Raw genomic sequence first — 25,531 nt, forward strand, 5'->3', positions numbered from 1 at the left:
TTTCTTTATAGCAGTAATCTTTCTAATAATAGTAGGGTTGCCTATTCTTGGCTTAGTGAATTTGTTTAAGAAATTGACAAAATAACATGTATTGCAAAATATTCGTAAATTATCAAGGAGATAAAACTACATTGTTAGATACGTTGGCAAAAGAGTTACAAGCGAAAAGTATTGATATAAACACACTACTTTTCCCTTGGGGTGACCTATATATTGGTCGTAATGATGAGTATGACCCTAAAAAGGTGCAACGAACTGATGGTTTCTTGTACTATCTATATCTTTTGGATATGGAAATTACCACAACCGATTATGTAGCCATTACATATACGATTTTGGATTATTTCAGACAACAAGAGGTAGAAGCTGTAGCGGCTTGTGATTACGAAGAAAAATTGAGGAAACAATGAAAAAATCATTAGAAAACCTTTTAGAAAAACAAGGTATTGTCTTACTCAATACCCTCTCTAAAGAAGAGCGACGCGCTCGTACCGAAACTATCAAAGCGCGCTATCGCGAGGCAGGTTATGACGATTTGCCTCACGAACTTATTACTTTCCTTACCCTATTCGACGGCAAGGATATCAAGCGCCGCGACGGCTATATGGTTTTTATTTCCTCACAAAACCTCCCTACCCGCCAAGAGATGCTATACTACGAATCGGATGCAGGGGTTACCGAGCTTATTCCCTTTGGTGATGTCAATGCCGATGAAGTTCTCTGTATAGATAGTGTAGGCAGTGTATGGGGCGTACTTGACCTTACCTCTTGGGTGCCAAGAAAGACCTATCATTATTTTTATGGGGGCGACCTCTATACCGCCCTTGAAAATATGATCAAAGGCAAAGTAGAAGAAACAATCATACGACCTTAAAAACACAATACTATGGCAATAGACGGCGTAAAAATCATAGATAGCACATTTATAACAGCATAATAAGCTTTGTCAAAGTCTAAAAACTTTGATAAGGCTTGTATATGAACTTCAGAACTTAACGAATATAGAAATTAAATAATAAAAAATGGAATTACAATATTTGTTGGGCAGACTTATTCATTCTCCTGAAATTAAAGAATTTTTTGCAAAATATCATTTACCGCAAAACCCTGAACCTCAATACGATGCTTACGGAAACTTGTTTTGGGTACCAGTTAATAATGAAGAAAAGACCATTCGCTGCCTCTTTACTGGATATGTGAGATATGCTCCCGCTTATGGAGAGCCTATTGGCAATTATAACAAGGAAAAAGACCAACTCATTTTGCATCAAATTACCATTGATTCTGAGAATGCACCCAATGGAAAAATTTCTGATATAAACCTGCCTTTTGGATTGAACATTGGCGATGATAAAACAACCATTGAACAGAAAATAGGCAAGAAGCTTACGCGTAAAGAAGTGAGTGATTATGGTTCTACTTATGATGTTTTATTTGAGGAATTTAGCTTGTTAGTGGCTCTGAATCCTCAGGAACAACTGGACAGGCTAATGTTATTCAAATTAGAACTATATGAAAAAGAGCGCATCCGCCTAAAAGCCCTCCTCAAATCACAAAACAAAAACATAGACCCTAATCGTATTCCTGAAATACAAGCCTTTCTCTCCGAAATCCCTATCCCAGAGTGGCGCCAGCGTATGGCTGAGGGCGATGATATGTTTTCAGAAGAAAGCATTACCGCTGTAGAAACAGCCCTTACGGAATATGTGCAGACACTTTGTGAAGCGATGCAAAAGAAAAATGCGACTACCGTTTATAATTCTATGGGCAAATTGGTGAAAAAACTCAATAAAATTAATGACAAATACGGACTTATAGAAACAATGGAGCGTGAGGAACTTTGCGAGTGGCTCAATACACTTATTCGCAAAACAGGTTTAGAATTAGCCGATAATGTAGATATCACCGATGAATATCGCGAGTGGTAAAAAAACAGGAATAATGAAAAAATCATTAGAAAACCTTTTAGCCCAGCAAGGTATTACCTTACTCAATAGTCTCTCTAAAGAAGAGCGACGCGCTCGTACCGAAACTATCAAAGCGCGCTATCGCGAGGCAGGCTATGACGATTTGCCTCACGAACTCGTCACTTTCCTTACTATATTCGACGGCAAGGATATCAAGCGCCGCGACGGCTATATGGTTTTTATATATTCGCAAAATCTCCCCACTCGCGAAGAGATGCTATACTACGAATCCGACGCAGGAGTTACCAAGCTTATTCCCTTTGGTGCTATCAACGCCGATGAAATCCTCCTTTGCATCGATAGTGTAGGCAGTGTATGGGCTGTACTCGACCTTACCTCTTGGGTGCCAAGAAAGACCTATTACCACTTCTACGGAGGCGACCTCTATACTGCCCTTGAAAATATCATTAAAGGCAAAGTAGAAGAAACAATCATACGACCTTAAAAACACAATACTATGGCAATAGACGGCGTAAAAATCATAGATAGCGATAGTGGCTACGACATTTATAACAACATCACCGAGCGTTATAAAGACGGTGAGGATATAGAAAAAATCAGACAGGATTGGCTCAATGAGGAAGCTAATTTCTGTATTGATGAATTGTATACTGAAATCTACTGGACGGCTTTTGCGTATTCCCTTTGGAAAATAGGTTATCCCCACGATGAAGTACGCGCCAAAGCCTTGCAACTCATCGAACAAGGAGCAACACCGCTCTGGAATGAGATAGACAGTAAAGCCCAAAAACAACGACAGAAAGCACTCAACAAGCTCAAACTACAATTGCAAGAGGATAACCCCAGGCATCTTGTGAAACCTGCTCCAAAGAAACCTAAAACACCTTATTTTGAAGTAGGAGATGTGTTGGTGGTTACCATTGATAAACGTTATGGCATCTGTTTTGTCTCAGCTGTAGAAGTTAGCCCAAGAAAGATAGAGTATCACCTTGCTTGTACGCGCTATATAAGCGAGCAGTTCCCTATGATGACCGACTTTTTGCAAAGCGAACTCGCCTGTGGGAAAAACAATCAAGATTTCGCCCTCAAAACCGATTGCTGGTTCAATCATAAAAATTTAGGAGCGATACTGCCTTCTCTCCAGAAGATAGGCTCCGTACAATTGAAGCCTTATAGTTTATGGACGCTCTCACCTGCCAATAGTATAGATGATATTTATGAAAAAATCATAGAAGACAAAAAATACTTTGGAGGGAAACTCAAGAAAGTAGAGGAACTCGTTGAAAAAGTAATAGAAGAAAACTTTTTAGAACACGCACTATGAAAAACACCCTTTGGCTTTATAAAAATCCTTATCAGATAGAGATTATAGACGAAACTAATCTTGATGATAATCAAAAAGCCCTTACTCGTTATCAAGAGCGCCAGCCTTACGACCGAGAAATAGGTGACTATGACCAATTGATAGGCATTCGGCTCTATGAAAATGAAGAACCTATGGGCAAAGTATTGCTTGTGGCTGATACCTATAATGTGCTCAATGAGAAAGGGATTCTTTTGGATAATGATAGACTTTTGGTGGCTTGTGGCTACGAGGTATTCTGTATTCTCTTACCCTCCTTAGAGCTCCTTTGGCATACACAGGTAGATATGGCTACTTGCTTTGAAATTGCTCCCTATCAAGATGATTATATTACCCACGGCGAGGTGGAGATAGTACGCCTCAACAAGCAGGGCGAAATTCTCTGGCAGTTCAGTGGAAAGGATATTTTTGTCTCGCCCACAGAGCGCACTCCCGCTTTTACCTTCACTCCAATGGGAATTGAACTAGTCGATTTCAATTACGAAAATTATCTCATCGATTATGATGGAAAGATCATTAGAGGATAGTGGATCTGTAACTAAGAATAATCCTTTTCCCTTGCTGCAAATTAATAATTAATCATTGCTCATTAATCATTAAATTCGTATCTTTGTGGCTCGAAAATAACAACCTATTTAATCAAATAAAATTGCTATGATTTACATGGAATTGCTCGTTGTCCTTGCGGCTATTTTCGTTGGTGCAAGGGTCGGAGGTATTGGTCTGGGGATCTTCGGGATGCTTGGCTTGGGAATTTTGGTCTTTGGCTTTGGTTTGCCACCAGGGAAGGCACCTATCGATGTGATGCTAATCATCGTAGCGGTGATTACCGCTGCCGCTACCCTACAAGCAGCAGGTGGATTGGATTACTTGGTCAAGGTGGCCGAGAAGATTCTGCGCCGCAATCCTGCTATGATCACCTTCCTTGCCCCTGTAGTTTGCTATTTCTTTACCCTATTCTCTGGTACAGGGCACATCGCTTACTCCCTGCTTCCAATTATCTCGGAGATAGCCACCGATAGCAAGGTACGTCCTGAGCGTCCGCTCTCTATCTCAGTGATCGCATCCCAACAGGCGATTACTGCGAGTCCTATCTCAGCGGCTACCGCCGCTCTCCTCTCTGCCGAACTCTTAGGAGGCAAAGGGATCACCTTAGGTAATATCCTTATGGTATGTATCCCTGCCACCCTTATTGGAGTGATTGTGGGGGCTATTGCAGTCAATTTCATCGGGGTACCTTTAGAGAAAGACCCTGAATACCTCCGCCGTGTACAAGAGGGACTTATCAAAACAGATAAGGATGAAAAAGAAGTTCTTACTCCTGAACAGCAAAAACGTGCTAAGCTCTCTGTAATCATCTTCCTCCTTGGGGTGCTCTCTATCGTTCTTTTTGGTTCCATAGATGCCCTTCGTCCTGTTTTTGAGATTGATCATAAGAAAGTCACAATGGAGATGACCCAAATCATAGAGATAGTGATGATGTCTACCGCTGGACTTATGCTCATTTTCTCTAAGGCAGATATAGGCAAAGCAGTCAAAGGATCGGTCTTTATCGCAGGTATGCAGGCGGTTATTGCTATCTTTGGGATTGCTTGGATGGGAGACACGTATTTCAATGGCAACATGGAATTTTTCAAAAGTCATATCGCCGAGATTGTAACGGCCTATCCGTTCCTCTTTGCTATTGCCCTTTTTGTGATGTCTATTTTCCTATTTAGTCAAGCGGCTACTGTACGTACACTCTATCCATTAGGATTGTTATTAGGGATCTCTCCTATGGCACTTATCGCGATGTTCCCTGCTGTCAATGGGTACTTCTTCATCCCTAACTATCCTACGGTGGTAGCAGCAATCAACTTTGACCGTACTGGTACCACCCGCATTGGCAAGTATGTACTGAACCACTCTTTTCAGATACCAGGCTTTGTAGCTACCATTGTTGCTATCATAGTGGGGTATATCATTATTGCTTTTATGTAATTTACTAACAAAAACAAAATATGAATTTTCTAAAAACCGTCTTGGCAGTCATCGTGGGCTTTTTCATCACCTTAAGTATTGCCTTATTTGCACTTATAGGAATTGCTTCCACTTTTGCTCCCAAGGAAGAGGCTTTTGTCGTGGAGGACAATGCTATTTTGGAGCTCAACTTCACCGAGCCTGTATATGAGTATGGTGCACCTATGCGAGTGAAGGACTTCGACTATGAGATCGCTCAGGAGAATACCCTACAGGCAATACTCAGAGCTATCAAGCATGCTCAGGAAGATCCCCATATCAAGGGAATTGTATTGGGATCCACTGAAGGGGTGGAAGGGAAAACACACTTAGCAGATATTCGCCATGCAGTGGAGGATTTCAAAAAGTCTGGAAAATTCGTATATGCCTTCAGCGAAGGAGCATCCCAGTATGACTACTATTTGCAAAGTGTTGCCGACTCAGTTTTTGTGGGTACCCTAGGCAGTGTAGAGGTACAAGGGCTCAGTGCTGAAGTTCTCTATTACAAGGATTTACAAGAAAAATCAGGAGTACACATGGAGGTCTTCCGTCATGGCAAGTACAAGAGTGCAGTAGAACCCTTCTTGGAGAATACCATGAGTGATGCCAATAGAGAGCAGATCACCAGCTATCTCCGTTCGCTTTGGAATAGCTATGCCGAGGCAGTTAGCTCCAGTCGTGGTCTTTCCCTGAGCGAACTTGATCAAGTGGCCGATAGTCTGTGGGGGCGCACTCCTGAACTGGCGCTCCAGCACCACTTAGTGGACAGAATTGCCTTCCGTGACCAATTCGAAGAGAGTGTTCGAAAAGCATCCAAATGCAAAGAAGTCAATGACTTACAATGGGTGCCTATTGAGAAATATACAGAAAAGGTAACCCTTGACCGCAAGAAAAATTTATATAAAGAGATCAAGAACGACAAAATCGCCGTGATCTTCTGTGATGGAGAGATCATTGATGGGCAGTCTACTGCTGGAAGGGTAGGGCACGAGACCATTATCAAAGCCCTGCGTGATGCACGCGAGGACAAGCGGGTCAAGGCTATTGTCCTAAGAGTAAACTCCCCTGGCGGAAGTGGTTTGGCATCCGAACTCATCCATAGGGAAATAGGTCTTACCCAAAAGAAAAAACCTGTATACGCCTCTATGGGCAATGTAGCCGCTTCTGGAGGGTACTATATTAGTTGCAATGCTACACGTATCTTTGCTGATCGGCAGACACTCACCGGATCCATAGGAGTCTTTGGAGTGGTGCCGAACTTGAGCGAACTCACCCAGCGTTGGGGAATACACAGCCAGCAGGTAAGCACCCACCCTTATGCACTTTCCTATAGCCTTTTTGAGAAAACTCCAGAAAAAACACGCCAAGTAATCACTGAAGGAATTGAGGCTTTCTATAAAAAATTCGTCCAACGTGTAGCGGATGGTCGTCATATGTCGTGGGAAGAGGTAGATGCTCTTGCTCAAGGACGTGTATGGACAGGACAAGAAGCCTTAGAAAAGGGCTTAGTAGATGAGATAGGTTCACTAAGAGAGACCATCGCTTACGCTGCTAAGGAGCAGAAACTCAGCGAAGGAAAGTACCTACCTGTGGCTTACCCTATTATAGAAGTGAATTTTATGGATTATATGAAACAGAGATTCCGTGCCTCTTCGCAAGCAGAGCTTAAAATGCTACTACAGGAAGAAATAGGAAAAGAGCTATACGAACAGCTCCAACATACCAAGCAAGCACTTCCTACCTCAGGAGCATTCCTGCAAGCCAAGATGCCCTATCAGGTAAGAATCCGATAAAAAGCCATGAAGTATAGAGACTACTTGCCCATGACTTCCTTATAGAACTGAGGATAACTCTTGCAAGTGGTCTCTATATTTTCCTCACAGAGGAAGGGTTTCCCAAGGGAGGTAATATAGGAGATAGCCTCGTCAGGCAAAGTCCCTCTGAGGGTAGTAACCCCATCGGAATAGCGACTGGCCAGCTTGATAAGATTCATACTATTGGGTTCTTTGAGCTCTGGCGCTTGATCAGGAGTAATCTCGTCAAAGGCAATTTTTTCAAGAATTCCTTCATCGAGAGAGCCTATAAAAGGTTCACGCAAAAAGCAAGTGATAACTTTGGTATGTTGGAAGATGGGTTCTTCCTTACAGTAGGTCTGTAAGTATAGTGGCAGTAGTGCCCCAAGCCAACCCTGTATATGGATCAGATCAGGCGACCAGTTGAGCTTCTTGACCGTCTCTACTATGCCCTTAGCAAAAAAGATACAGCGCTCATCGTTGTCCGCGTATAACTCACCATCCTTATCGAAGGACTCTTCGAGCTTGAAGTACTCATCGTTATCTATGAAATACACCTGCATGCGCTCTTTCTGAATAGAAGCAACCTTGACAATCAAGGGCATATCTATATCATTGATAACCAAGTTCATCCCTGAGAGACGAATCACCTCATGTAGTTGATGTCTTCTCTCATTAATATCCCCATAGCGGGGTGTGAATATACGCAATTGCCCTCCTGTAGTATTGAGAGCTCTTGCCAAATCAAAAGCAAGTTTGGATACTTCCGTTTCTGCCTGATAGGGCAGTACCTCGGAGGAGACATAAAGTATCTTTTTACTTTTCATAGTATTCTTATTTTAGATAATAAAACTATTCAAGGGCAAAGTTACAAAAAAAAGTTGAATTATTTTTTATTTTGTTGTTTTTACATCTATAATTATTAAATAAATGGAAATTTTTAACAAAACGTTAGAATTAGAGCGCTTTTTAGCTCCTTTTCACCAAGAAAAAAAGACCATAGGTTTAGTTCCTACCATGGGGGCTCTGCACCAGGGGCATCTCTCCCTGATGAAAAAAGCCTTAGAAGAGAATGAGGTGGTAGTGGTGAGTGTCTTTGTAAACCCTACCCAGTTCAACAATGCAGAGGACTTAGAGAAGTATCCACGCAACCTGGAGCGAGATGCTGCCACTATAGCAACACTATCCGATAAAATCATCCTTTTTGCCCCTGAGGTCTCTCAGATGTATGAGGGCACTCCTACTTCAGAGAGCTATGACTTTCATGGATTGGACAAGGTCATGGAAGGAAGCTCCCGCCCAGGTCACTTCGATGGAGTGGCTACCATCGTAGAAAAACTCTTTCGCTTGGTGCGCCCTACCCGTGCCTATTTTGGCGAAAAGGACTATCAACAGATTCTGATCATCAGAAGTATGGTCGCCCAGCGCAAGCTTAATCTTACCCTTGTCCCCTGCCCTATCGTACGTGAGGCCTCTGGGCTGGCGATGAGCTCTCGCAATGAGCGCCTCTCCCCTCAGGGAAAGGCACAGGCGGCTTTTATCTACCAAGTACTTACTGAGGCTAAGGAGCGTTTTGCTTCCCACTCCGTCGAGGAGGTTACGGCTTTTGTCAAAGAACAGTTCGCTGAGAAAGCGGCGTTCGAACTGGAGTATTTTATCATTGCCGATGAGCGTACCCTACAGCCCGCCACTGAGAAGGAAGCTGGTGTAGCTTATCGCGCTTTTATCGTCGCCTATATCGAGGGTGTACGCCTGATTGACAACTTAGCCTTCTAACTATGCAACAGATTACCAGTACTCAAAACTCCCTGATCAAATACCTATACTCCCTCTCTGAGAAATCCAAGCTCAGAAGGGAGCATCAGGAGTTTCTCTTTGAGGGAAAGCGAGAGCTCTCCTTGGCCATCGCTGCCGGTTACCATATCAAGCAATTATTCTTTTGCCCTGCTATCCTTCCGGCAGCGGAGGTAGAACGCTCCTTTGCAGGCTATCCCCTGACCGAGATATCACTCCCTGTCTATGAAAAGCTCTCCTATCGCTCTTCTACCGAGGGAATTCTGGCGCTTGCCCAGGGGAAAGATCTTTCCCTCTCAGCTCTATCTTTTAACAAAGAAAATCCACTCTTACTCATCGCTGAGGCGCCTGAAAAACCTGGCAATATAGGGGCGCTACTTCGCACCGCTGATGCCGCTGGGGTCGATGCGGTATGTATCGCCAACCCCAAGACAGATATGTACAACCCCAATGTGATTCGCTCCAGTGTAGGTACCCTCTTTACAGTCCCTATAGCCACAGCAAGTACCGAAGAGTTGCTACATTTCTTAGCACAAGAGGATTTTACCCTCTATTGTGCTGCCCTCTCAGCCTCTGTTCCCTATGACAGTGTTTCCTACAAAGGACGCACTGCTATCGCAGTAGGTACTGAGGATGTAGGTCTCTCTCCCCTGTGGCTTGAGGCTTCTTCTCAAAATATCATTATCCCTATGCGAGGCAAAATAGATTCCATGAATGTATCGGTAAGCGCCGCTGTACTGATATTCGAAGCTGTACGGCAGAGACATAGTGAAGAATGAAGTTGCTCTCTGAGCAGAGAACTCCCCCTAATTTTACCAAAACTTTATCACTCCTAAAAGAAACCATTATACATTTTTTTGCGTACCTTTGCCCAAAGGTATAACTATGTTACTGATTTATACAGAAAAAAAGAGTCCTCGCCTGATGTATATCTGCGAACATATCTTTGTCAATATGCTGGGACTCTCCATAGAGATCACTACCGATCTGGAGACTTTTGTCAAATCTGACGAAAGTAAGCTCTCTTATGCCAAATCACCTATTGGGAATGAGTTCTTTATCAAAAACTTTGGGCTCCTTTTCCAAAAGGGAGTGCAGCCTATAGAACTCTTGGTGGATCACTGGGAGGGCATTCCCTATTTTTTTGCTACTAAAAAAGGAAATCTTCCTTTTGACATCCTCTCTGCGGCTTTTTTTCTACTGACTCGCTATGAGGAATACCTACACCATGAAGCACATCCGTCCACTCCTTTTGCTGCCACAGATAGTGTAGGATATGAGTATCATTTCTTAGAGCTTCCTATCGTGGATATATGGGTGGAGAAGTTCCGCAATGCCTTGGTGGAGAAGTATCCTAACCTAACCTTTGCTCCCCGTGAGGCCTCGACAGTTTCCGTTATCGAAGTGGCTAAGGCATTCAAATACAAACACAAGGGTATCCTACGTACGCTATTGAGGGGGCTGACTTACTTTTTTACCCTACAATGGACACAACTGGGAGAACTCCTTCGCGTGGTGATGGGCAGGAGTAAAGATCCCTTTGATTTCTATGAAGCACTGATTGACTTCTTCCAAGAGAGAAAACTACACCCAACTTTCTTTTTTCTATTAGGAGATTATAATTATTACGATCAGGGGCTTTCGTATAACAATGTGAGATACAAGTACTTAATAAAACATATTGCTGATTATGCCATTGTTTCTGTCTTAGGATCCTATGATGCCACTTCTCGGGAGGAGATATTGCTTAAAGAGCGTGAACGTATGAGCAATATCATCAACCGCCCTGTAAGGCGCTTTCGTGCCAATAACAACCTATTGCCCTTGCCAGAGCTCTACCAACACTTGGCCGCGACAGAGTTCAAGGAGGATTATACCATGGGGTATCTCTCTCATATAGGCTTTCGAGCAGGGACTTGCACGCCCTATATCTTCTACGATATCCGCCTGGAAGTACAGATTCCTATTGTGGTACATTCCTTCGCACTGCATTGGCAACATATTGAAAAACAATGCACTAAAGAAACCCTCTACTTGATAGAAACGATAAAGCAACAAGTAGCAGACCTCAAGGGGGATTTTATCTCCATCTTTTCCCCAGAATACCTCAGCAAAGCCCCTAACCGTTTCTCTTTGTATAAAAAAGTGGTTAATTAGGTAATGGGTAAAGTCAGCAAGAACTCACACCCCTGCTCACTGCCCCTTCATCTTAGGGCGGAAAGAGCGTCTTTTGTCAAAGCCTTTGCTGTCTATTTTTAGCTCGTTGGGCAGTTCGGGCGATTGCTCGGCTTGAGTTTTAAGGTCGGAAAGGTATTGCACGATGTGCTGCCATACAAAATCGGGGTCGATATAGATGCCGAGTTCCTGCAAATTTATATAATGGGTAGCTCTATTATTTTCTCTATGGTCTTTGTTGTAAATGAGCAATAACGGACTTTTCAACACCAGCCAAGGGGGGCGGTCTTCCAGTTTAAAGATATTCTGCTCACGTGGGGCTTCCATTTGTTCCAGCAGGATATCACAAGTAGACGATAAGTAGGAAGTTATCCTAATTTCTTTCCCGTCATTCATCAGTGCATAGCGTTCACCATACCACAAATCAAATAGGTTGTAATGCCAATCATCGGGGTCGGCAAAATCCCAATGGGTGTATATCTTAGAGCATGTAGCAAAAAGGTGTACAAGCGCAGTGCCCACATAGAGTGCCGAGTGCAGTGCCTCATCATCGGTGGGGTCGTCAAAGGTGAGCCAACTTCTCTGAGGGAGGCTCATCCCTACCTCTGGTGGCAAACGGCGGTCATAGACGAGGTTTTCGTCTATGCCGTACTCAGCGACTTTATAGTCGTAGTAATCTTTGAATTTAGAGATGATTTTCATTTTTAGGGGTTAGGTTTCAGCGGATAGGGGGTAGGGGTTGAACGAAGCTGACAAGTCAGAGGACTAAAGGCTAATTCCTATTCTCTATTTCCTATTCTCTAACTTATTAAGTACCTAGTTCGGGATAATCCCAAGCGTTGTAAGTATCAGTAAGGTTGTCGTTCTCTTCTCCTTTGCAACACAACCATTCCAAGCCTGCACGGCGTTCCATTACGATATCTTCGTCTAAACCTGCTAAGTCCGAACCGTATATACGAGCATTTACTGTTGTCCAGTGGTAGCGATAGTGCAAGTCTAAGGCTTGTAAGATTTCTTCTATGGGGCGCAGGGTGGTATGTGCCATAAAGTCATCAAGCCCTTCAAACTCATCCATTGTATCCATTATCAAATCGCAATCGCAAATCTCATTAGGGAATGATAGTTCTTCTACGATGCCCAGAGCCCATAGTAATACCCATAATGACTCGTATTTCCAAGAGGCATTCATAGCTCCTGCCTCACTTATAGTACCTGCAATCACCTGCTGTTCCATAGGAGTTAGCAACTCGAGGGCATTGTATTTTTCCGAAAGAAAATCTTCTGCATATACTCTATCTTCTTCAGAATATTCACCTTCACTGATAGATAAAGCACACATTATAGAAGCAAATGAGCATACTGCCCGCTCAATGACTTCCTTTTTATCACGAGGGGTTACTTCCTCTGTTTCATAACGAAAGGGCAAATGTTCTATATAAGGTACTCCTTGCGAGACAAGTATCGCAATACTCCTATTTTTGCGCTCTTGTGCAGTAATAACATTATTATTCATAACATATTATATTTCAACAATATCCTTCATTGTTCTTACTCAAAATCCGTTTCATTTATAAAGCAATACTCCCTATCCATAAGCATTTTGAGGTAATCATCAAAGCTGTTCGCAATTACATCCATAGCATCAGGGTCATGTACAAAACGAACTACCTGCCCTACTTTTCCCGTAGCAGAAGGCGAAAAGTCTATAAAAAGCTGAGAGGTACCGCCATTGTTCATACAATCGGAAAAATGCAGCCAATTAAGTTGAGAAGCATCACTGGTAATGCGCTCATCAATAGGAACTTCCTCGTACTTACGATTGATATAATCGGCATAAAAATCAAAGGCTTCATTTTGAGTTTCTACTATCTCCTGAGCCGAAAGCAGATAATAAGGGTAATCTCCCATAGCTTCATCAGCTCCTAAGATAAGATCACAAATAGTGCCTTTTTCATACTCACGCCAATAAGTCCCATCAATATGGCAAAGTAAATCCAGCAAACTCTCAGGCACTTGTGGATAACAATTGCAAAGGGATTGTAAATCAGCTTCAGTAGCGCCGTGAGCTGTATCCATAAGCTTTTGCCACGCTTCTTTTCCACCGTTATCAATATAGGCGGCTTTCAAGCCTTCTAGGTATTGTTCTGCTAAGGTCATAATATTAAATTTATTTCATTTATACTCTCTATTTATTTTTTAGATCTAGAACTATATTCATCTATTACTTTTATCTGCTTGCGATAGAAAAAAGTTTTTAATAAATGGTAGTTGTCAATACTCAGTTTTATGTGCAATATCCGCTCTATCTTCGAGGTATAGACCTGCATACGAGGATGTATTCTCGTAGACTTTCCTTGCTTTTTGGCAAAAAAGTGAATGTGATGAATACTATTTAAGGGAATAGTATCGGTAAGTGCTTCTTTGTAAAAAATATAAAGCGATTCATTTCGTATTTCTAAAGCGTAGAAAGTACCCCGATAATTCCTTATAAAATCATAAACAGATGCCACTATAATGCCTACTAAAAGAGTTATTCCTATATATGTCATAAAAGGTCTATCTCCTCCATTCTGTTGTCCTATAAAATATTGAATTGTACTCCAAAACAACCACACCAAAAAAGTCCAGAAGAAGATGAGCAGGAAAACCTGAATAATTCTATCATTCACTGCTTTGACTTTAATAAGAGAAGGCAATTCCGCCTTTGTATATTGATTGTAGGCAATATGCCGATCAAGAGCCCATAAATAAGCAAATACATATAACAATACAAAAAAGACCAACGGAGAGAATAAACCAATTACATCACCTGTAAAGTTGCCACCAAAGACAAGAAAAGGCTTCTTCAATAAAGCATATGATATATTGAAAATTACCGATACAATTAGTATTATACGTGCTATTTTCAGTAGCTTTTTCGCGAAAATAAATTGATTTTTAGGATCTTTTTTTCTTATTAAACTCATTATTATAAACCTTATTTACACCTATGAGGGGCTTTTATTGCCGAAAGCAGATAATAAGTATAATCTCCTTGCACTTTTAAATTAAAAAATCTTGTTCTATAATACCCTCTTCAAAAGAATAATCCTTTGAATCTAATATATTCCATATTTTCTGAGTGAACTCTTCAAAAGAATTGGCTAATACCACCTCATCACTTTGGTAATCAATCCCAGGGTATAGCATAATCACTTGCCCTTTCACCCCATTGGTAGCAGGGTTGAGATCTATGCAAATACGCGTTGTCGCTTCAAAATCTGTAAATGGAACCCAACCTTTATCCCATAATACAGGTTGAATTTTATTAGGATTGATGTCATCCGCAATAGATTCCCCTTCAAAGTCCTCCACCTGCATTTGGTAGGTTTCAATAATTTCATCTATAGGAAGCAATAAATTATACCCCATAAAATAGTGGGGACTATCGCTTTGTTCTTGCCCGTTGAAAGTGCGCAAATACTCTTTGAAACTCTCAGGGAGGGGTTGCGCTATAGTATCTTCTAACGCTTTAATTTGAGCCTCCTGAGCAGGTTTTTGAAAACTTCTACCTATTGAAGGCGCAATAGCAAGTAATGATTGTTGTATCTTCTGCCAAAGATATTTTGTATTGTTATTCATTGTACATCATATTTGTCATTTATTTTTACAGCTTTCCCCATTATTTCCTATCCGCTAATACTTATAATTTACTTTCCCTAAAGCAATAGGCTGAGGATTCTGTACGACCCAAGCGGTTGCCAATTCGCATAGGCGTTGGGTGCCAGTGCCGTCGTCTTCCAAGATATGCTTTTGAATATCGGCTACTTCGGCAAGTTCACTCTCCGAGAGGGAGTTGCCTTGTTGCAGGTAACCGCTAATGGCGGTGAGCATCTTGCGGTATTCCTTATCCCAGTTGCCCATAGCATTGCGCAGGAGTTCGTCATTTACCCTACCTGCTATACGCACTACCTCACCCTGCACCGTAGTTGCGCTACCACTACTGGGCACCAAAAGTGTCCATGCCTGCTCATAACGCGCTTCCCAAGTATTGCCTGTAAGTACGATAGGAGATTTGCCATCGTGCTGGATACGGCGAGGTACGGGAGGTACGCCAAATAGCTTGTATAATTGCTGTAATCCAGCATCAGTTTCCTCCAAATACTCTGGATTGAAATTGTTGCGGTGAAACTCAAAATCTTCTCCTATGCGAGTTACTTGTTCTTTAGCAAACTTGGTAGGCTTGACTCCTGCTTTGAGGTAAAGTTCAGCCGTTTTAGCTGCTTTAGGAATATCAATACTCTGAACAGAGTACAACATTGCCTCCATAGGATTATGTTTCATATCATCCTTTGCTTTCACATTAGCTCCTTTAGCTATAAGCAAAGCAGTTACTTCAGGGTAATAACCCGCAGCGTGTAAGGGTGTCTCATCATATTCGGCTATTGCCTCAATATCAGCTCCTTTTTCTAACAAAAGGGTTACTCTTTCTACATCATTTACTTGAGCATGATAATGTAGAGGGGTACGGTCGTACTCATCTTTTACATTAATGTCTGCTCCTTGAGCAATGAGCCAATTCATCAGCTCCAAGGGAACATCGTAAAATGATAGAGTAGGTTTGTTGAACGAACGACGGTCATAAGCGTTTAGCTCACATTCGTTGAACACCGCTTTAAGCGCTTCTAAATCTTTGGCTTCTAATAGTTCGTAGAAGTTAGCGGGGAGGGTTTTCTTTTTCTTGGCCACTTTCTTAATTGTTAATAGTTAATTGTCAATGGTTAATGATTGCAGGTACAAAGATAAAAATAATTTACTAATTTGCCAATGAGTTAATGAGCTAATTACTAATTGACTCATTGGCTCATTAACTACCTGTCCATACGAACAATTCTTGGCTGGAAAGTGCCGATGATATCTACCAAATCAGTTTGGGAAGCCATTACGGTTTCTATATTTTTATACGCCATAGGGGCTTCTTCGGCATTGCCTCCGATGAGGGTAATATCTTTGGCTTTGAGGGCTTTTTTGATATCGGAGTTGGTAAAGCGGTTCTTGCTCTCATTGCGCGAGAAAGCCCGCCCTGCCCCGTGTGAAGCTGAATCGAAACTCTCGGTATTGCCTTTGCCGCGCACGATATAACCGGCATCGGTCATTGAGGCAGGGATAATACCCAGTACCCCCTCCCCTGCTGGAGTTGCTCCTTTGCGATGTACTATCACCTCCTTGCCATCGTGAATTTCTTTCCAGGCAAAATTGTGGTGGTTCTCGATGCGCGCTCTCAATCGTCCGCCTACAGCCTTTATCAATCGGCGGTGGATATCGTCGTGGCAGGCAGATGCGTAATCGCCTGCGAGGTTCATAGCTGTCCAATACTCTAAACCTAAGTGGGTAGAGAGATCCAGCCACGCAAACTGTTGGGCTTCTTTGGGTAGCGGACATTGTTCGGCTGCCACACGCACATAATACTGGGCAATTTCAGCACCAAAACCACGCGAACCGCTATGCGAAAGTATACCGAGATATTTTCCTTTGGGTAAACCTATTTGAGGGTCGTCTGCTAAGAGTTCTACCTCGCCAAACTCCACAAAGTGATTGCCACTGCCCGAAGTACCCATCTGCTTGATTGCCTTATCCTTCAATCGCTTGAGGATAGGGATTAGCGAAAAAGTATCACGGTCGAAAATCTCGTGGTCTACGTGCGATTTATGAGTTTCGTACATACCGAACTTCGTATGTTCCACAAGGGCTTTCTCATACTTATCACGCGCGCCCGAGAGGTAGGATACAGGGATATCCAAGATACTGAGGCACATACGGCAACCGATGTCCAAGCCTACCCCGTAAGGAATGACCGCATTCTCCACCGCTAGTACGCCCCCTATAGGCAAACCATAGCCACTATGCGCATCGGGCATTAGCGCACCGCCTACCGAAATAGGGAGTTTGAGAGCCGTATAGAGTTGCGTTTTTGCCTCTTCGGTGATGTCGTCGCCAAAGATGTGATAAGGGGCACGGGTAGCGTTGAGCTGTCGTTTTTCGGTTTTAGTAGACGAAAGCAGCGCTTCGGCTATCTGACCAAAAGTAAGGTGTCCTTCATACTGCGCAGGATTTTTTAATATATCTTCAAGCACAGACTTTACGTACGCCAAGTTTTTAGTAGCGTAATTGCGTTTCATCACTTCTAACGCTACATTAATAGATTGATTATTCGGGAAGCCTAACTTGAGGAGGTCTTTCCCTTTGAGTTTTAAATTTGCCATAATTTGCTAATTAGATAGATATGGAAGCACGATTTGCTGAATATCAGTTAAAAAGGCTTCTCTATTCTCTTTAATTTTTTGTTTTCGTTTAAAAATATCGATGATAGAACCAGAAAACTCATACCAAATATCGCCATTGCCTTTGATATTACCTATACGCTGGGTATTATCATCAGGATAGAAAGAGATAGGCTCCTTATAAGGGGCTTTTTTGATATTTGCCGTGAAATAGATTTCATCAGCGCTGCCATAAGCGCCTTTTTGAATAGAAATCATTTGCAGGCTTTGTTCCACTACACGGTAAAAATGTAGTGCTTTTTTCTTAAATCCTAAGGGTTTTAGTATTTGATAGAGTTCTTTTACCATCTCGTCGAACTCAATTTGTGTAGCTGTTTTCTCTTTCATAGTAGATTTGTTAATTGTTCTTTTCTTTCTCTCCATTTTGGGTAATCAAAGACAAAAGTGTATTGCTCGCCTACTTCTTTCTCTAAAAGTTTTGCCGAGGTGAGTACGCGGTTTACGAAAATATACTCACTTATAACATCTTTGAAATCGGATTCAGGAGGGTAATTGTCATTGAAAATCTCTTGATACAAGTGGTTGAGTTCCTCTAATTCTTCTTTTAGATACGGATTGATATCCAAATCTGCAATCTCCACATTGCGAGGGGTAGGATTCTTCACATTTTCCTCTATCCAAATAGGGGAACAAAAGAACTCAAATTGGTATTTAAATTCAAACTTTTTCATAGGATTAATTTGTCAATTTACTAATTTACCAATGGGCAACGACTGACTTGAACTTCTTCCTTTTCCTTTTATCGGGGATACCTGTATCGCTGTTCCATCGCTGTACGAATTTCTCAAAAGAATCGTAGGCTATTATATAGGGCGAAGGCGCTGGCAGGGATTTCTTAGGAATTGCAGTACCTATCCTCTCCAAGCGTTCAGCAAAGAGCAACAAGGCTTTATGACTCACCCTACGCACATCACTGAGCACTTCCTTCTCACCATCTCCCATCAGCTGAAGGCGCGCCTCCATTAGCGATTTCATCGTTGGCTTTTCAGTACTTTTATATAATAGTTCCACGAAAGTATAATGTCCGTCGCCCTCATAGTTATCAGTCCTCAATAGCCATACCGCACCATACTGACCTCCCAACAAGGGTACGCTCAGCACTTCATAAGGCGCAAAAAGGAAATCGGTTACCTTTTGCCAATGTTCGCGTGCAGGCACTGCTGTATTGGCAGTGGCAAGGCGAGAGAGCAATCGTACTACTTGCTGTTGTCGCTTTGCATAGCTCATCTGGGGGGTATCAGTACCAAACTGCTGTAGCCACTTTTTAGAAACTCCTTTTTGTACCAACTGTTGCAGGGGAGCTACCTCCTCGGGGCGCAACCACCCATACTGCCACAAAATAGCAAGGCGAAGGGTCAAAAATATTTCCTTCTCCAAGGTAGTGCGCACAGCTTCCTTGCGAAAAGTGTCTATAAGGGAGCGTATTTCAGCTTCTGTAGCGCCGTAGTGATAAGCATCTTCTACTATGCTATCCAACTCATTAGCGAGATCGCTTTCAAAAATATGAACGCCGTAAATATCTTTATTTTTCATAAAACAGTTGTTTATTGTAAGCCCTGACAACCAAAATTAACGAATTAAATCGGTTAAGGTATAATCCGTTTTCAGTATATCACCATCTTCTACCTCAAATATATAAAGTGAACTATTGTCCTGACTATCAACAAACAAAAGGCGTTCATTCTCATATCCTATGGAAAGGCTTTGCGACAATCTTTCTAAAGAGAAAGAACCTTCTTCATAGCCTACCTCTTGCAGCGTAGTAGCATAAGCTTTTAGCTGAGTAATGATAGTACATTGATGCTTGTCTATCGTTATCTCTTTGCAAAGTTCTTCCAATGAATACAACACAAAAGGCGTTTGCTCTGAAAAGATAGGAAAACAAACGATCTCTTTCTGTGCTTTTAGATAGTTTCTGTATTTTGGGGATAAGGATTTAACTTCCTTATTCCCTGGCAATGACCTTACACTTTTAGGGCTACTTGTATGATTTTCCTTACTTTGAGATAGTGCAGAAGGCGATATCCATTGCATAGGATTAAAATCAAACATAGCTGTACAATGAGGGCAATGTAAAAACATAAACTGCATTTGCTTCCCGATAGCTTCCTTCAAAAAATTAAAGTCATAATCAGAAAGTGTTTCCGGCAGGAAGGTTCTGTTACAATTAGGACAAGTAAGTTCTTTCATTATATTGCTTTTAATTTTGTTCCAGAGGGTTAGTTATTAACTTATACATAATCTTGGCAATGTTATAAGCATCATCTTTGCCTCGGTGATGGGTTCCTACAAGGGGTATCTTGAGATAGTTCAGTGCCTGATGCATTCCCAATCGCTTGGGGTGCTGGGTTACCTCTTGGAAGCGTTCCTTTACATTGATATGCTCATTGCGCATTGGGTAAGGCAGTTTCCTAAGAGCGCATTGCTTTTGGAGCATATTCCTATCGTAATTCCCATAACTCGCCCAAGTGTACTGATAGGCTTGGTATTCCTTTTTAAGGATTTGCAAGGCTTCTTCAAAACTTACGCCTTCCCGCGCTACCAGTTCGGGGGTAAGGGTGGTAAGTTGGGTACAAAAAGGACTGATTTTGGAATGTGTAGGTTTTACCAAAATACCTCTGTTATCACTGACCTCACCTGTAAGGGTATCGAGCAGGCAAATGCCAATTTCTATAATTTCGCTCACTTCTCCTTTGGGGGGTATTCCCTCCCAACAAGTCGCTTCTAAGTCTATAATAATGATTTTGTTTGTCATTGTTTTAATTTTTTAATGAAACTCATACTATATCACTTTCAAAAATACGAATACCGTGAATATTTCTTTTTGTGATAGAATGAATGTATTAATTGATAATATCCTTTACATATTTTTTCCATTGCTCTGGGTTATGTACCTTTTGTAACAATTGCTTTACATAAGGGCGAATCTGCAAACGGGCTTTCTCGCCTGCTTCTTTTGAAATCCCTTCCTTAGTAGATTGATAATACAACAGTGGCCAGAAGAGTTGTTCAGCAGTTTCATCATAACCGTGCAAGCGATGCGTAAAATAACCTTCGGCTTTTCCTGCTTCATACAGTTGTATCAAAGCCTTAAAACCTTCATCTATGCCCCACGCACAAAGCAATTTAGCAGCACAAAGCTCAATAAAGACATCTTCGTGGGTAAGCAGTTTCTTAAGACCGTCTATGCGCTCTTGAGAAATATCCTCTGGTTCGAGTTCTTCAGGAAAGCTAGTGTAAGTAACTCCTTGAGGAATACTATTTAAAAGTTCTTGTATCTGTTCTTCCATAACTTTATTTTTTAATGTGGAAAAATATAATTACCGTGGAGTTCATCTATCCACATCACTTCTCCATCTTCAAAACAAATTTCTACCTCCAAAGGAAATTCACTATCCTCTCTATCCCAATTGGTAAAAGCTCCTACATAAATAACATTTTTAGAGGTCTTACACTGACTGGGAATAGCTACAAACTCAAAATCAAGCTCGAAATGGTGTGTATTCTTTCGCTCCAGCTCTCCTTCGTTAACCAACTCTTCGTAAAAGTCCCGCAATTGCTCTTTCAGTTGTTCCCGATAGGAATTGTGATAAAAGAACTGTTCAAAGGCAACTTCTTGCTTAGGCGAAAAGAAACCTGCTTCTCCTGTTTCATTATATATCCATATAGGCAGTGTTGCACCCAAACTCGGAATCAATATATCGCTAATGGTAGAGGATATACCTTCTTCTTTTTCAAAAATAATTGTTCTGATCATATTGCTTTTAGTTTTTACTCATCTTCGCCAAATTATCCCATTGCCTCATTGTCCTTAATGAAATAGCTCTTATCTTCTGTGGGGCAATAGTAGAGTCTGAGCTTTTCACCTTCTTCCAAAAGAAAGGTAATCTCACTATTTCCGGCTACTTTTTCGGCAAAAATAGCGCTAATGTGTTTGCCTTTGAGTTGCCAAGCCTCAGTAAGGTCATCAAAGCGATAGTCATCATCGTCCTCATCTACTTCATACTCATTCCAACACTCACAAAAAGCAATACCCACATCTAAAAAGAAATGAAAAATAGGTTGTCCTTCTGCTTTCAGATAGACGATTAAAACATTTCCATCATCAGGATTTACACACACTTTGAGTTGCTCTATGGGCAAACCATTGAGCAACGTAAGGTTGAAATGGGTATCTTGGTACATTCTTCCTGTCATAAAGTTTATTTTTTTGAGAGTGTCTAAAAAGTTCTTTTTTGGAGAGCATTTATAAAACGTTGTTTTATGGGCGTTTGCAGCACATACCCAGCTATCGCTGGCTTTCCTACACAACATACTCTAAAAGTGATTGATTATCAGAGTAATAAACTTTGCCAAAGGTCGTAGTACCATAAACGATTTATCCCTTTATGCAAGAATTTCTTTTACTCTTGTTTTTTCCCAATCTTCAGGGTGAGCGACTTTTTGCAAAAGTTCCTTTACATAAGGCTGTATCTGTTGGCGGGCTTTCTCTCCTGCTTGCTCAGAAATATCTGCTTTGTTTCCTTGATAAAATATAAGAGCCCACAAGATATGTTCCGCCGTTTCATCATAGCCATACAAGCGATGGGTATAACAACCTTCTACAGCACCTGTTTCGTAGCGTTGTACCAATGCCTGAAAACCTTCATCTATACCCCAAGAGCAGAGCAAGATAGCTGCTGATAGCTGTATATATTCCTCTTCATGGGTTAGTAATTTACACACACCATCAATGCGCTCTTGTGGCACATCTTCAAGATCAAGTTCTTCAGGAATGGTAGTATAAGTAACCTCCTGAGGAATACTATATAAGAGTTCTTGTATGTATTTTACCATAAGCTAACGACTAACAACTAATTTAATTTCCCTCTTCGCTTCTGCACGTTCTTTCTTATAGCTTTTTTCTACATAAGTGCTTTTGAAATCGGTGCCTTTGAAAGTGCGCACAGGGTTACCGCGTTGCACTTGGGTGTGATTGTTCCAATGGTTCTGTGCTTGCTCAGCAAGTTGCTGAAGCTCCATTTCGGCGAGTTTTTCTTTAAGGCGGGCAAGGGCGAGTTTTTTATTGTCCAGTTGTGAACGTGAATCTTGTGCCAATACGCTGATACCCGTAGGCAGGTGGGTGGCGCGCACTGCCGAATTTACCTTGTTCACATTCTGTCCGCCATTGCCTTGCGAGCGAGTGGTTTGGAACTGTACATCGCGCTCTGAGAAAAGCTGGCGTTGCAGTTGGTCGAGCTCAAAAACGCCTATATACCAATTGCTGCGCTGGTGAAACTTGCGAAAAGTACTCTTGCCTACCCAGCACACGGTGCCGAGCCAAGTTTTCAAAAACGACGCTAACTCCTTGCCTTTGAGTTGCAGGGTAACCGATTTTACAGTGAGATTGGCATCGCCTTCCTCTCGGCTGAGAATGGTATAGCTGATGCCTGCTTGAGTAGCTTCTTGCAGGAAAGTCTTGAGCACTTTCGCCACTACCCATTGGCATTCTAAGGGACCGCGACCTGCGGTGATTTGTATGATTTTTTCTTCCATTTTTTTGTTTTTTTGTAAACCGGACGAGTCGGACAGGGCGGACTGGTCGGATAAGGTTAAAGATTGACCTCCAAAAGGATATCTGCGATTTCCATTGCTGAGGTGTGATACTTAAGGGCTGTGATTTCTTTCAGCGGGGTGCGCTTGTACTTTTCTTTTGGATTATAGCGTTTTTCATAGTACATCCAAGAATAGCGATAGCTATGCCCATATATTTTTTTGGTAATGATGTTCCAGTTGTTGTAATCATTTATGATTTTATCAAGCTCGGCGAGTTCGCGTTCTATGGCTACATCTACCGGACGGTAATGCGTAATCATATTAGGCTTTACGCGCAGTTCAAAACGCCACGCCTCGGTAAACTCGTAATGGATTTCAAAACGGTCTTTTTGCCGATTGAAACACTCTATTTTTGCAAAATAGGCACGTTCTTTTTGGGTGAACTTCCCCCTTTCAAGGGCTCTTTCCCATTCCCACTGACTAAAAGTGTACAATTCCTGTTTGCGAGCTATGTAAACACGCTTGCCACGGCGCTTTTTCTTCTTCTGGAACTTACGTGTATCGGCGTATTGATAGGTGTTGATTTTCTCTAAAAGAGTTTCAAAGAAATCGGCTTGCTTGCCTTGTCGCACATCTTCCCTCAGTACAAAGAAACGCACATAGCCCTTTTGGTAAGGTTTTTCAAGTGGCACAAGTGGCAGTTCACGACGTTGTTTAAAGAGTGCTTTTTGGCGTTTGATGCACGCGCGCAAATACTTCTCGTGGTCTTCTCGAGCAATGCGCTTGCGAGAACGCAAATTGCGGAGGCGAGAAACGCCTTCGGGGGTGATATATAGATTTCCCATGCTAATCAGTTTTTAGCTGTCAGTGGTCAGTAATCAGGCTAACCATTAACAATTAACAATTAAATCGATATTTGCTTGGGATTTTTGTAGAAAGTAGCAACAAAAAGCCCGAAGCTGTCGCTCCGGGCTTTTGTTGTATGATAGAGTAATGCTACATCAAGCTAATACGCCACGAAGCGTTACCTTGTGCAAAGGTAATTCTATGGTAATATGTAACTTGATATATTTCATTTCTTCTGTTATTTTTATTAAGGTTAAACAATTTGTTCTCGAAATCGGGAGCAAAGGTAACGATTAATGTTCAACGATTAATGATTAATAACAAATAATTAACAGTTTCCAGATAAACATTAATCGTTCAATATTAAAATTAATCCTTATTTTTGCACTCTATGAAAAAGTATTTTTTACCCTTTATTCTTAGCAGCTTTTTGCTGCTAACGGCTTGTAATAAGGCCACTTACGACAATCAGCTCCCTATGCCTAAAAAGGAAGAGGGACACCCCTCTCCCTCAAAAGAACAGTCCTCCTCCAAGGAGACTTTTCTTACAGGAACTTTCCTCCAGCTCTTTGGAAAAGATGACTGGACCCCTTCCCAATGGGAGCAGTACCTCTCGGAACTCAAGGAGCTAAGAATCCATACCCTCATCGTACAATATACTGCCTTCAAAAATGCGTATAACGATATTACTTGGTTCGATTCAGCCAATACTTTCACCACTCAGAAGAGCCGCCTTACCTTGGCACGAGTCCTTGAGGCAGCACAAAAGAAAGGAGTAGAGGTACATATAGGACTCCACTTTGACGATTCTTATTGGCAGCACCAGACCGATAGGGCTTGGCTGGAGCTTAATGCCCAACGCTGTATTGCCTTAGCCAAAGAACTGCATACCCAGTTTGGTAATCATCCTGCTTTCAAAGGATGGTATATACCTCATGAACCTGAACCCTATGCTTATGGTTCCGACGAAAAAATAGCCCTTTTTAGAGAGGTATTGGTAAATCCTATTGCCGATAGCATCCATCAGTGGGATCGCAAACCTATTTCTATCGCCGCCTTTTGGAATAGCGCTCTTACCTCTCCCGCTCAGCTCCAACACTTTATGGCAGAATTGGCTAAGAGCCATCTGCAAATCATCATGTTACAGGATGGCGTAGGAGCCAAGCACGTAACACTTGACCAATTAGGCACTTATTACCAAAGTGCCCAAAAGGGACTTTTTGAGGAAAACAAGAACTACAAAGGAGTTTTTTGGACTGATCTGGAGACCTTCTATTCTCCTACAGGGGAATACCCTTTTACGCCAGCATCCTTCGATAGGGTAAAGCAACAGCTCACTATAGAAACAGCACTGCCCAAGGTAAGTAAGGCAGTCTCCTTCCAGTATTATGACGATATGAGTACCCTCAGCCCTCACAAGGCGCAAGCTCAAGCCCTTAGAGAAGCCTACAAGAAATGGCTGAATCAAAAAATAAAATAATGACTATAAGAATTTTATACCTATTCCTACTATTACTTCCTCAGCTCTTACAGGCACAGACCCTCAGGGAGAAACTCTCCTTGGCCGATAAGGAGTAGTATAAGGATAAGGTCTTGCGCCCTTTTGTGATAGACTACTACCGCCTGATGGCCTCCTATAAGAAAATGAATCTCCGTAAGGCCGCTCGCAGTGAAAAAGAACAGCTCTACAACCAGTTCAAGGCTTACAAAGAAACACATCATCACAAAAATATCCTCTATGACCAAGCCGTAGAGGCTGCAATAAGAGAACTACGATGA

General features: G+C 41.9%; 32 protein-coding genes. 13 read left to right on the forward strand and 19 right to left on the reverse strand.

The genetic code is table 11. The features are described from left to right. Window positions 1-86 precede the first annotated feature (86 nt). The 8 genes from CAPGI0001_RS04470 (at window position 87) to sppA (ending at window position 7,082) form a co-directional block, all read left to right on the forward strand. A complete protein-coding gene (locus CAPGI0001_RS04470) occupies window positions 87-410 on the forward strand; it encodes a hypothetical protein (protein WP_040359661.1) in 324 nt (107 codons plus the stop codon). Next, entirely contained in the window at window positions 407-874 is a 468-nt protein-coding gene (locus tag CAPGI0001_RS04475) for an SMI1/KNR4 family protein (RefSeq protein WP_002667228.1), read from the forward strand. The genes CAPGI0001_RS04470 and CAPGI0001_RS04475 overlap by 4 nt, the downstream gene beginning before the upstream one ends. Before the next feature lie 148 nt (window positions 875-1,022). Next, complete coding sequence (locus CAPGI0001_RS04480) at window positions 1,023-1,928, forward strand: hypothetical protein (protein WP_002667133.1); 906 nt, start codon at window positions 1,023-1,025, stop codon at window positions 1,926-1,928. A gap of 13 nt (window positions 1,929-1,941) precedes the next feature. Then, complete coding sequence (locus CAPGI0001_RS04485; RefSeq protein WP_002667137.1) at window positions 1,942-2,412, forward strand: hypothetical protein; 471 nt, start codon at window positions 1,942-1,944, stop codon at window positions 2,410-2,412. 12 nt (window positions 2,413-2,424) lie between these two features. Continuing rightward, complete coding sequence (locus CAPGI0001_RS04490; protein ID WP_002667171.1) at window positions 2,425-3,252, forward strand: hypothetical protein; 828 nt, start codon at window positions 2,425-2,427, stop codon at window positions 3,250-3,252. After that, window positions 3,249-3,818: a hypothetical protein gene (locus CAPGI0001_RS04495; protein WP_002667192.1), complete on the forward strand. Its 570-nt coding sequence runs from the start codon at window positions 3,249-3,251 to the stop codon at window positions 3,816-3,818. The genes CAPGI0001_RS04490 and CAPGI0001_RS04495 overlap by 4 nt, the downstream gene beginning before the upstream one ends. Window positions 3,819-3,945: 127 nt before the next feature. Further along, window positions 3,946-5,271: an anaerobic C4-dicarboxylate transporter family protein gene (locus CAPGI0001_RS04500; protein ID WP_002667155.1), complete on the forward strand. Its 1,326-nt coding sequence runs from the start codon at window positions 3,946-3,948 to the stop codon at window positions 5,269-5,271. Window positions 5,272-5,291: 20 nt separating this feature from the next. Then, window positions 5,292-7,082 (forward strand): signal peptide peptidase SppA, encoded by a 1,791-nt coding sequence (gene sppA / locus CAPGI0001_RS04505; protein WP_002667132.1) that lies wholly within the window; start codon window positions 5,292-5,294, stop codon window positions 7,080-7,082. A gap of 20 nt (window positions 7,083-7,102) precedes the next feature. On the opposite strand, the gene CAPGI0001_RS04510 is transcribed toward sppA, so the two are convergent. After that, the gene (locus CAPGI0001_RS04510; protein WP_002667154.1) at window positions 7,103-7,909 is read right to left on the reverse strand and encodes a glycogen/starch synthase; all 807 of its coding nucleotides are present in this window, start codon (window positions 7,907-7,909) and stop codon (window positions 7,103-7,105) included. A gap of 103 nt (window positions 7,910-8,012) precedes the next feature. On the opposite strand from CAPGI0001_RS04510, the gene panC reads away from it, so the two are divergent. The 3 genes from panC to CAPGI0001_RS04525 all read left to right on the forward strand — a co-directional run bounded on the left by panC (window position 8,013) and on the right by CAPGI0001_RS04525 (window position 11,033). Further along, window positions 8,013-8,858 (forward strand): pantoate--beta-alanine ligase, encoded by an 846-nt coding sequence (gene panC / locus CAPGI0001_RS04515; protein ID WP_002667156.1) that lies wholly within the window; start codon window positions 8,013-8,015, stop codon window positions 8,856-8,858. Window positions 8,859-8,860: 2 nt separating this feature from the next. Then, entirely contained in the window at window positions 8,861-9,655 is a 795-nt protein-coding gene (locus tag CAPGI0001_RS04520; RefSeq protein WP_002667190.1) for a TrmH family RNA methyltransferase, read from the forward strand. 106 nt (window positions 9,656-9,761) lie between these two features. Next, on the forward strand, window positions 9,762-11,033 hold the full coding sequence (locus CAPGI0001_RS04525) for a polysaccharide deacetylase family protein (protein WP_002667159.1): 1,272 nt from the start codon (window positions 9,762-9,764) through the stop codon (window positions 11,031-11,033). A 36-nt stretch (window positions 11,034-11,069) separates the two neighbouring features. On the opposite strand, the gene CAPGI0001_RS04530 is transcribed toward CAPGI0001_RS04525, so the two are convergent. The 18 genes from CAPGI0001_RS04530 to CAPGI0001_RS04615 form a co-directional block, all read right to left on the reverse strand. Beyond that, window positions 11,070-11,753, reverse strand: coding sequence for a hypothetical protein (locus tag CAPGI0001_RS04530; RefSeq protein WP_002667233.1), 684 nt, complete (start codon window positions 11,751-11,753; stop codon window positions 11,070-11,072). Window positions 11,754-11,859: 106 nt separating this feature from the next. Beyond that, window positions 11,860-12,564 carry a DUF4272 domain-containing protein gene (locus CAPGI0001_RS04535; protein WP_002667178.1) on the reverse strand — a complete coding sequence of 235 codons (705 nt, stop codon included), beginning with the start codon at window positions 12,562-12,564 and terminating at the stop codon, window positions 11,860-11,862. A gap of 35 nt (window positions 12,565-12,599) precedes the next feature. Then, window positions 12,600-13,208: an SMI1/KNR4 family protein gene (locus CAPGI0001_RS04540; protein ID WP_002667203.1), complete on the reverse strand. Its 609-nt coding sequence runs from the start codon at window positions 13,206-13,208 to the stop codon at window positions 12,600-12,602. A gap of 32 nt (window positions 13,209-13,240) precedes the next feature. Then, complete coding sequence (locus CAPGI0001_RS04545) at window positions 13,241-14,017, reverse strand: hypothetical protein (protein WP_002667130.1); 777 nt, start codon at window positions 14,015-14,017, stop codon at window positions 13,241-13,243. 76 nt (window positions 14,018-14,093) lie between these two features. Beyond that, window positions 14,094-14,672 carry an SMI1/KNR4 family protein gene (locus CAPGI0001_RS04550; RefSeq protein WP_002667185.1) on the reverse strand — a complete coding sequence of 193 codons (579 nt, stop codon included), beginning with the start codon at window positions 14,670-14,672 and terminating at the stop codon, window positions 14,094-14,096. Between the two features lie 54 nt (window positions 14,673-14,726). Beyond that, window positions 14,727-15,779, reverse strand: a complete 1,053-nt coding sequence (locus CAPGI0001_RS04555) for an ankyrin repeat domain-containing protein (RefSeq protein WP_002667165.1) — start codon at window positions 15,777-15,779, stop codon at window positions 14,727-14,729. A gap of 122 nt (window positions 15,780-15,901) precedes the next feature. Further along, window positions 15,902-17,293 carry an RtcB family protein gene (locus tag CAPGI0001_RS04560; RefSeq protein ID WP_002667151.1) on the reverse strand — a complete coding sequence of 464 codons (1,392 nt, stop codon included), beginning with the start codon at window positions 17,291-17,293 and terminating at the stop codon, window positions 15,902-15,904. 6 nt (window positions 17,294-17,299) lie between these two features. Next, window positions 17,300-17,698 (reverse strand): DUF4304 domain-containing protein, encoded by a 399-nt coding sequence (locus CAPGI0001_RS12905; protein ID WP_002667231.1) that lies wholly within the window; start codon window positions 17,696-17,698, stop codon window positions 17,300-17,302. Then, complete coding sequence (locus CAPGI0001_RS04570) at window positions 17,695-18,042, reverse strand: hypothetical protein (RefSeq protein WP_002667193.1); 348 nt, start codon at window positions 18,040-18,042, stop codon at window positions 17,695-17,697. Before CAPGI0001_RS04570 ends, CAPGI0001_RS12905 begins: the two co-directional genes overlap by 4 nt. A 25-nt stretch (window positions 18,043-18,067) precedes the next feature. Then, a complete protein-coding gene (locus CAPGI0001_RS04575) occupies window positions 18,068-18,904 on the reverse strand; it encodes a hypothetical protein (RefSeq protein ID WP_002667195.1) in 837 nt (278 codons plus the stop codon). Window positions 18,905-18,940: 36 nt separating this feature from the next. Beyond that, a complete protein-coding gene (locus tag CAPGI0001_RS04580) occupies window positions 18,941-19,561 on the reverse strand; it encodes a hypothetical protein (protein ID WP_002667232.1) in 621 nt (206 codons plus the stop codon). Window positions 19,562-19,571: 10 nt separating this feature from the next. Next, the gene (locus CAPGI0001_RS04585) at window positions 19,572-20,126 is read right to left on the reverse strand and encodes a 3'-5' exonuclease (protein ID WP_002667199.1); all 555 of its coding nucleotides are present in this window, start codon (window positions 20,124-20,126) and stop codon (window positions 19,572-19,574) included. An 88-nt stretch (window positions 20,127-20,214) separates the two neighbouring features. Beyond that, the gene (locus tag CAPGI0001_RS04590) at window positions 20,215-20,661 is read right to left on the reverse strand and encodes a hypothetical protein (protein ID WP_002667184.1); all 447 of its coding nucleotides are present in this window, start codon (window positions 20,659-20,661) and stop codon (window positions 20,215-20,217) included. 11 nt (window positions 20,662-20,672) lie between these two features. Continuing rightward, window positions 20,673-21,128, reverse strand: a complete 456-nt coding sequence (locus CAPGI0001_RS04595; RefSeq protein ID WP_002667169.1) for a hypothetical protein — start codon at window positions 21,126-21,128, stop codon at window positions 20,673-20,675. A gap of 32 nt (window positions 21,129-21,160) precedes the next feature. Then, window positions 21,161-21,568, reverse strand: coding sequence for a hypothetical protein (locus CAPGI0001_RS04600; RefSeq protein WP_002667172.1), 408 nt, complete (start codon window positions 21,566-21,568; stop codon window positions 21,161-21,163). 189 nt (window positions 21,569-21,757) lie between these two features. Continuing rightward, window positions 21,758-22,207, reverse strand: a complete 450-nt coding sequence (locus tag CAPGI0001_RS04605) for a hypothetical protein (RefSeq protein WP_002667176.1) — start codon at window positions 22,205-22,207, stop codon at window positions 21,758-21,760. 3 nt (window positions 22,208-22,210) lie between these two features. Continuing rightward, complete coding sequence (gene prfH / locus CAPGI0001_RS04610; protein ID WP_002667128.1) at window positions 22,211-22,906, reverse strand: peptide chain release factor H; 696 nt, start codon at window positions 22,904-22,906, stop codon at window positions 22,211-22,213. A gap of 56 nt (window positions 22,907-22,962) precedes the next feature. Then, the gene (locus CAPGI0001_RS04615) at window positions 22,963-23,751 is read right to left on the reverse strand and encodes a hypothetical protein (protein ID WP_002667153.1); all 789 of its coding nucleotides are present in this window, start codon (window positions 23,749-23,751) and stop codon (window positions 22,963-22,965) included. Between the two features lie 392 nt (window positions 23,752-24,143). Between CAPGI0001_RS04615 and CAPGI0001_RS04620 the strand changes: the two genes are divergently transcribed. Beyond that, the gene (locus tag CAPGI0001_RS04620) at window positions 24,144-25,232 is read left to right on the forward strand and encodes a DUF4434 domain-containing protein (protein WP_040359668.1); all 1,089 of its coding nucleotides are present in this window, start codon (window positions 24,144-24,146) and stop codon (window positions 25,230-25,232) included. Between the two features lie 113 nt (window positions 25,233-25,345). After that, window positions 25,346-25,531 (forward strand): hypothetical protein, encoded by a 186-nt coding sequence (locus tag CAPGI0001_RS12910; protein WP_002667189.1) that lies wholly within the window; start codon window positions 25,346-25,348, stop codon window positions 25,529-25,531.

Source organism: Capnocytophaga gingivalis ATCC 33624, from assembly GCF_000174755.1.
Taxonomy (GTDB): Bacteria; Bacteroidota; Bacteroidia; order Flavobacteriales; family Flavobacteriaceae; genus Capnocytophaga; species Capnocytophaga gingivalis.

Bases quoted from the DNA above. Each gene is read 5' to 3' on its own strand.
- CAPGI0001_RS04500 (WP_002667155.1), top strand. From the start codon at position 3,946: ATGATTTACATGGAATTGCTCGTTGTCCTTGCGGCTATTTTCGTTGGT.
- CAPGI0001_RS04575 (WP_002667195.1), bottom strand. From the start codon at position 18,904: ATGAAAAATAAAGATATTTACGGCGTTCATATTTTTGAAAGCGATCTC.
- CAPGI0001_RS04545 (WP_002667130.1), bottom strand. From the start codon at position 14,017: ATGAGTTTAATAAGAAAAAAAGATCCTAAAAATCAATTTATTTTCGCG.
- CAPGI0001_RS04615 (WP_002667153.1), bottom strand. From the start codon at position 23,751: ATGGGAAATCTATATATCACCCCCGAAGGCGTTTCTCGCCTCCGCAAT.
- sppA (WP_002667132.1), top strand. From the start codon at position 5,292: ATGAATTTTCTAAAAACCGTCTTGGCAGTCATCGTGGGCTTTTTCATC.
- CAPGI0001_RS04525 (WP_002667159.1), top strand. From the start codon at position 9,762: ATGTTACTGATTTATACAGAAAAAAAGAGTCCTCGCCTGATGTATATC.
- CAPGI0001_RS04540 (WP_002667203.1), bottom strand. From the start codon at position 13,208: ATGACCTTAGCAGAACAATACCTAGAAGGCTTGAAAGCCGCCTATATT.
- CAPGI0001_RS04475 (WP_002667228.1), top strand. From the start codon at position 407: ATGAAAAAATCATTAGAAAACCTTTTAGAAAAACAAGGTATTGTCTTA.
- CAPGI0001_RS04595 (WP_002667169.1), bottom strand. From the start codon at position 21,128: ATGATCAGAACAATTATTTTTGAAAAAGAAGAAGGTATATCCTCTACC.
- CAPGI0001_RS04620 (WP_040359668.1), top strand. From the start codon at position 24,144: ATGAAAAAGTATTTTTTACCCTTTATTCTTAGCAGCTTTTTGCTGCTA.
- CAPGI0001_RS04570 (WP_002667193.1), bottom strand. From the start codon at position 18,042: ATGAAAAAGTTTGAATTTAAATACCAATTTGAGTTCTTTTGTTCCCCT.
- CAPGI0001_RS04470 (WP_040359661.1), top strand. From the start codon at position 87: ATGTATTGCAAAATATTCGTAAATTATCAAGGAGATAAAACTACATTG.
- CAPGI0001_RS04600 (WP_002667172.1), bottom strand. From the start codon at position 21,568: ATGACAGGAAGAATGTACCAAGATACCCATTTCAACCTTACGTTGCTC.
- CAPGI0001_RS04585 (WP_002667199.1), bottom strand. From the start codon at position 20,126: ATGACAAACAAAATCATTATTATAGACTTAGAAGCGACTTGTTGGGAG.
- CAPGI0001_RS04560 (WP_002667151.1), bottom strand. From the start codon at position 17,293: ATGGCAAATTTAAAACTCAAAGGGAAAGACCTCCTCAAGTTAGGCTTC.
- CAPGI0001_RS04480 (WP_002667133.1), top strand. From the start codon at position 1,023: ATGGAATTACAATATTTGTTGGGCAGACTTATTCATTCTCCTGAAATT.
- CAPGI0001_RS04605 (WP_002667176.1), bottom strand. From the start codon at position 22,207: ATGGTAAAATACATACAAGAACTCTTATATAGTATTCCTCAGGAGGTT.
- CAPGI0001_RS12905 (WP_002667231.1), bottom strand. From the start codon at position 17,698: ATGAAAGAGAAAACAGCTACACAAATTGAGTTCGACGAGATGGTAAAA.
- CAPGI0001_RS04580 (WP_002667232.1), bottom strand. From the start codon at position 19,561: ATGAAAGAACTTACTTGTCCTAATTGTAACAGAACCTTCCTGCCGGAA.
- CAPGI0001_RS04530 (WP_002667233.1), bottom strand. From the start codon at position 11,753: ATGAAAATCATCTCTAAATTCAAAGATTACTACGACTATAAAGTCGCT.
- CAPGI0001_RS04490 (WP_002667171.1), top strand. From the start codon at position 2,425: ATGGCAATAGACGGCGTAAAAATCATAGATAGCGATAGTGGCTACGAC.
- CAPGI0001_RS04590 (WP_002667184.1), bottom strand. From the start codon at position 20,661: ATGGAAGAACAGATACAAGAACTTTTAAATAGTATTCCTCAAGGAGTT.
- CAPGI0001_RS04510 (WP_002667154.1), bottom strand. From the start codon at position 7,909: ATGAAAAGTAAAAAGATACTTTATGTCTCCTCCGAGGTACTGCCCTAT.
- CAPGI0001_RS04520 (WP_002667190.1), top strand. From the start codon at position 8,861: ATGCAACAGATTACCAGTACTCAAAACTCCCTGATCAAATACCTATAC.
- panC (WP_002667156.1), top strand. From the start codon at position 8,013: ATGGAAATTTTTAACAAAACGTTAGAATTAGAGCGCTTTTTAGCTCCT.
- CAPGI0001_RS04535 (WP_002667178.1), bottom strand. From the start codon at position 12,564: ATGAATAATAATGTTATTACTGCACAAGAGCGCAAAAATAGGAGTATT.
- CAPGI0001_RS04485 (WP_002667137.1), top strand. From the start codon at position 1,942: ATGAAAAAATCATTAGAAAACCTTTTAGCCCAGCAAGGTATTACCTTA.
- prfH (WP_002667128.1), bottom strand. From the start codon at position 22,906: ATGGAAGAAAAAATCATACAAATCACCGCAGGTCGCGGTCCCTTAGAA.
- CAPGI0001_RS04550 (WP_002667185.1), bottom strand. From the start codon at position 14,672: ATGAATAACAATACAAAATATCTTTGGCAGAAGATACAACAATCATTA.
- CAPGI0001_RS04495 (WP_002667192.1), top strand. From the start codon at position 3,249: ATGAAAAACACCCTTTGGCTTTATAAAAATCCTTATCAGATAGAGATT.